This window comes from Ruegeria sp. BHSB056 (assembly GCF_059613305.1).
On the sequence record NZ_JBXWSG010000137.1, the window covers coordinates 1 to 5,732 of the forward strand.

Genomic DNA, 5,732 nt, shown 5'->3' on the forward strand with positions numbered 1-5,732 from the left:
CTCGCGGAAATGGCAAAAGCTGAAGTCAAAAGGGTTAGCGCTAGTGTTTGATCCAGTTACTTTGCAATTGATGTCCGACGCGCCGGACTTGGTGGGCCTCAACAAGGCGGATGTCCCAAAGCTTCTGACAGAAACCTACGCTCAAATCGTAGCTGCTAGAATCCGCTTGAATGAAATCAGTGGCGTAGAACCCGATCTCGAGGCGCTTCAAGCAAACATCGACCTATTAGGTCGCCTGGCGGCTACACAAGAGGCGCTTGTCGCCACTGCTAACAGTCGCGCAAACAGATCATCTGCAGCGTTTGTTGCAGGGTCAGCTCACCACGCCCGCGTGCTTTATAGCCAAGCTATTGAGGGGAAAACGGGGCCAACCGAACTCACCAGCGATTTTATCTCACCAGAAGTGTCGGCAGCGCTACTGTTTTTAACTGCTGAATCGACTGCAGATGCTGCGGAAATGACCAAGCGGTTTAATATGCCACAGGAAGGACAAATCGAAACCGCCTTACTACGGTCAATCTCCTGCCTGTGTACGGGGGATTTGAGCGCCGTGTTGGAGATCGTCCCTCCGTATGAAGCACTGGCCAAAATTGGCTTTTCTGAGGAATCTGCCGCTCGCGTTCTCTACTTCAATCTGTTCGAATGCGTTCGCACTATTGCAGCTCAGATTCTGCAAGCCGATATTCCGGGTGCAATTGGGGAATCCCCAGCAGTTCAAATTGATCGAGTTATTGACCTATGCTCTGAGCCAATCGGCATCGGGCTTGAAGTCACCCCGAGGGCACAAAACTCGGTCCTATCTGGCCCATTACATTTGGCATCCCTCATATCTAGTGCACACAAGGACCTCGTTGGTTCTGCACTGCTCAACGTCGATGCTCCGGGGGGTGTCGAACCAAGCAAATGGAACACCCTACTTAGGAGGATAGCCAAAGACCGACCGTTCCTTTGGCCTAATCATAGAAAGGCTATAGAAGAAGGTTACTTGGAGACTGGTGTTTCGTCTGCGATTAGTTTTCCGACCGGAGCAGGAAAATCCACTTTGTCTGAGCTGAAAATCGCTACTGCTATAGCACGCAACAAACAGGTTATTTTTCTCGCGCCCACGCTTGCCTTGGTTGATCAAACCTCAAGGGCGCTAGAGGCCTCATTCCCGGATCAGGACATTTTCCGCGAGCAGACGCTGGATTTTTCCCTAGATGCTGATTTGCAATCGCTGAACCCAATTTCAGTGCTAACACCAGAACGCTGCCTAGCCCTTCTAAACTTCCGGCCCGAGCTTTTCTCCGAGGTCGGTTTGGTCGTTTTCGATGAATGCCACTTGCTTCATCCCCGAGAGAAAGACAAGAGTCGGCGCTCTGTTGACGCGATGCTTTGCATTCTCAACCTAAGGAACCTAGCGCCAGAAACTGACTTTCTTTTCTTGTCGGCAATGATGCAGAACACGTCAGAAATCGCGGACTGGTTGGGTGATCTAACGGGGCGACAATGTATCCCGCTGGACCTCCTATGGAAGCCAACGAGGCAAGTTAGAGGGTGTGTCGTTTACGGCCAGAACGAGATCGACGCACTCAAAGCCAATCTTAAGGCTGGAAGAGCAAGCTCAGAAACAAAGGGGGTTCCGGCAGCTATCCAACGGCAGATGGTAGTGCAACCTTTCGGCTTCTTTTGCCTTCACCAGACGTGGCAATCGACAAACAGGGGCGACTATTCACTCATACCTTTACTGGAAGAAACTATCACGCTCGGGACAGCAAAAATCCTTCCAGATGAATTCGCGGAGAATCCTGGCCTTGCGAAAAACAAAGACTATCGATGGTATCTCACACCCAACGGTCTTCAAGTCTCTGCGGATTTGGCTGAGGCGAGCGCAAAAAAAGGTCTAAAAACAATCGTTTTCGTGCAAACGATCCCGAATGCGATTTCGACGGACAAATCGGTCAGCAAACGTCTAAATGCCGGCTTGCTGACCTTAACTGAAGAAGAGAAGAAACTGCTAAAGCTTGTTGAAGAAGAGGTTGGCGGAGCTGCCCACACATACCTCCACCTTTCTAAGGACGATGATCATCCAGCCAACTCGAGCGTTTGCCATCACGGCCACCTCCTACCATTAGAGAGGCGCTTGCACGAAGCTATTTTTAAACGTCCGGATGGCGTTAACGTTATGATAGCGACATCAACTCTGTCTCAGGGAATGAACCTGCCTAGCGACATCGTGTTGATCGGTGGTGACAGCAGGTTCGATCTCGAAGCGGAGAAAATGGAACAGCTCGAGGCACACGAGCTTCTCAACGCTGCGGGACGTGCGGGTCGTGCGGGTGATCGTTCGCATGGATTTGTGCTGGTGGTGCCCAGCAAAGTTGTGCACTTCAACAACGAAACCAGTACTATCCACAAATACTGGACTGAACTTCAGGGAATATTTTCGCAGAGTGACCAATGCGTAGTCATTGAAGACCCACTTACGCCAATACTTGACCACATCCATGCTCATTCCGCTGCCGACACGCCAATGTCCGAATACCTTATGGGTAGACTTCAATTCAGCGTCGATACTGCGTTAGAAGAGACCGGAGGCTTTGGTGCGTTGCTGAACAGATCGCTTGCAGCATTCCAAGCTAGAAAGCGCGACGAGGATCATTGGTTTTCCGAACGCATCAACTCTCTACGAGCAGTAAGTGAAGATCGAGAACCAGAAGACCAATGGAAAGAACAGCTCGCCGCCTCTGCCGGAATCCCAGTCGAAATAGTCAACCAGCTTGCTGCAAAGCTAAACGTGGATTTGAGATTTGAAGCGCCTATATCAGATTGGTTTGATTGGATATCTGACTGGTTAAACAACAACCCACGACATCTCCTAACACTAATTAGATCGGAGACGCTCGAAAACTTCATGGGTACGCAATTCAAGCGAACCGCTTCGTTGGATAGGAAGGCGGAACTCGCTGCTCAAAAGCTGCGCCCACTTCTCGCTTTGTGGATGAAGGGGAACCCCCTGTCGGTGCTTGAAATCGAATACGGAACGCAACCTCATCTCATCAAAACTTGTGAGAAAGCCCGAGAATTCGCACTGCGGATAGTACCCGAGTTAGCATACATTTTTGGGCTCCCAAATCTAGTCTTCAAAGCAATGAAAATTCACCAAGGGGGCGACAGCAGACCCCCTGTTGGCTTGGATACTTTGGGTGTATGCGTTCGCCAAGGTTACGACATGGTCGAAAAGCTTGCCCTCGAACTAAGTCGTGGCGGTCAAACTACGCGTGTGGAAATCCACCGCGAGTTTGAGGAAATTCGAGCGTACGTTTCGCAAATCACACCAACAGATACCTTGGGATCAACGGTTGGAAAGGTCGAAGTGGCAATCGCTATCAAGGACATGTGAGCTCCTACCAAGTGTGTTATTAAACCTTGAGCAGCTCTGATTGGTTTTCGGGGATTTCTGCTTTCGTGCCAGGCTCATTTTTGCGCTGCAATGCCGCGAATTCACACTTTCCGCCCTTCGTGCCGTACTTCAGCCCCCTACCCTTCCCGGTCCAACTTTAGCCAATAGCGTGTGTACCGAAGTTCACCCGTTCGGTTCAGAGCACCCTTCTCTACCAGATCCTGCAGGTCCCGCGTCGCAGTGGCGCGCGACGTTCCGGTGATCGAGATATAGTTCTCGGCGCTCAACCCTCCTTTGAAACCGTCTGGTCCAGCCTTGAACAACCGGGCGATGACCTTGCTTTGACGGGCATTGAACTGATCACGATGCCGGTCGTAGAAATGCGTCTTGGATATGAAAAACCCAACCCGCTCAAGAGTCACCTGCTGCGCTGTAAGGACGGTCTCGGCAAACCAGGTAAGCCATGGCGTGACGTCCAGCGTTTTTTGATGGCGTTCAAGCTGATCATAATATGCCTTCCGCTCTCGCTCGATCGTGAATGCAAGAGCAATCAGGCTTGGCTGACCAATGTTTTGTGCCAGGGACTTTTCAGCCAGCGCCCTACCCAATCGGCCATTGCCGTCTTCAAAGGGGTGAATGCTCTCGAAATACAGATGGCTCAAACCGGCCCGGATCAGTGCGCGCAAGGGCTCGGGACCATCTGGTGCGGTCCGGTTGAACCAAGTGACGAACTGGTCCATTTCTGCTGGAACCTGATGTGAAGGTGGCGCTTCGAAATGCACCGTAGGGCGGTCGAGCCTGCCTGAGACGATTTGCATCGCATCCTCATGGCTCCGGTATGATCCAATCGCTTCCAGGTGCCTGTCATGGGACAGAAGCATGTCATGCCACCGAAACAGGGTGTCATGTGACAGCTGCTCCGAATAGGTGGAATAAACATCCACCATCATTTCAGAAACGCCCTGCTCGCGCGGTTTGGATGGATAGCTGTCGGGAGCCAGTCCAAGATGGCGGCGCAAGGAAGATTGCACGCTGAGACGATCCAGCATCTCACCTTCGATCGCGCTGGTCTTCATCGCTTCTTCGCTTAGCAGATCGATACGCAATTGATCTCGATCCGATGTGTTCACATGATGAACCGCCCCGAGAACTTCCCCTGAGGACAACAGGAACTGTTGCTCATATGGTTCGAGTCTTGTGGCATCATAACGAAAAGTCGGCCAATCAGGGTTCTGCCAGTTCCACATCGTGAGGTATAAGCCTCCTTTCTATAACTCACTATTTATCTATATATGATTTATAGAGGTCAATCCTATTGCTCACCTTTTTCAAACTCTTCGGTCCGATCATCGATTGGAGGTGTAATCTGAAAACGGTAAATCTCATCCAGTTTTCCCAAATTTACTTAATACTGGAGGTACTTGACAGCATTGCTTTTGGAGATAGTTCCCCCTTTTCGATTTTAGCCAGTAATGAAATCAGATAAGCCCTTGGAGATTGTATGTTCTCAGCACGTTGAAAGATGTATCCGAGAACAATGAAACAGATAGCTGGGCTAAAAGTTGATTTCATTGCATACCAGGTTTGGCCAAGCCGTAGATACTCAGCGATATCATCCATAAGCCGATCACAGTGGTGCTGATCTTTTGCAAAGCGTAGTTCTGAGCATAGCCGTGGAAAACTGCGCTCCATTTGGTCTGGAGAAACCTGAATCTGAGAAAGTTTTTCTTTCTTAACTTCCAGATTCAAAGAGTCCTCTTTGTGCCCCTCAATTTCACTGTCACTGGCCCTCAACTTTTCTGTATCTGTCTGTGTTATCTCGGAGATTTCCACAGAGATTTCTGCCAGCAGTTCACTGAGTACACTCGCATCTGGTTTGCGACGCAGAGCATTGCGTACGGTGGTCATTAAATCAGAGATCGCAGTGTCATTTGCTACGAGTTCCCTAAGGCGCGCCAGAGCGGCAGAAACCTTGTCGCGGAGTACAGTGAACTCCAGAACTCGATCAGCATGCCTCTGGGCTTCCTGGATGAACTCAGCGTGCCGTTCAGATAAAGGCATTAAGGAGAGCCCGGTTGCGCTGACCACCTTGCCCTGTCGATCCCGGCGCGCCCATCGCTTGCCGTTTGCGCTCATGACGCGGCGGACAAGGCCAAGCTCAACCAGCGTCGTGATATGACGCTCAACTGTCTGCACGCTGACATGTGTTCGTTTGGCGATCGCCGCGTTGGAAGCGAAGCAGATGTGATGATCATCCTGGTCCGCAGCAATCTGATCACCGTCCACAAAGGAAATCATCGCTCTCAGGACATTGAGAGTTGTGGATTTTAACCCAAGAGGTTCTCTGGCC

General features: G+C 50.7%; 3 protein-coding genes. 1 reads left to right on the plus strand and 2 read right to left on the minus strand.

The genetic code is table 11. The features are described 5' to 3' along the window. The first annotated feature begins 43 nt into the window (after positions 1-43). Positions 44-3,382 carry a DEAD/DEAH box helicase gene (locus AC2FND_RS19370; RefSeq protein WP_496771352.1) on the plus strand — a complete coding sequence of 1,113 codons (3,339 nt, stop codon included), beginning with the start codon at positions 44-46 and terminating at the stop codon, positions 3,380-3,382. A gap of 137 nt (positions 3,383-3,519) precedes the next feature. Here the strand turns inward: AC2FND_RS19370 and AC2FND_RS19375 are convergent, their stop codons facing one another. Further along, positions 3,520-4,629, minus strand: coding sequence for a Fic family protein (locus tag AC2FND_RS19375; RefSeq protein ID WP_496771353.1), 1,110 nt, complete (start codon positions 4,627-4,629; stop codon positions 3,520-3,522). Between the two features lie 154 nt (positions 4,630-4,783). Then, the coding region (locus AC2FND_RS19380) for a helix-turn-helix domain-containing protein (protein WP_496771354.1) at positions 4,784-5,732 on the minus strand (949 nt) is incomplete at its 5' end.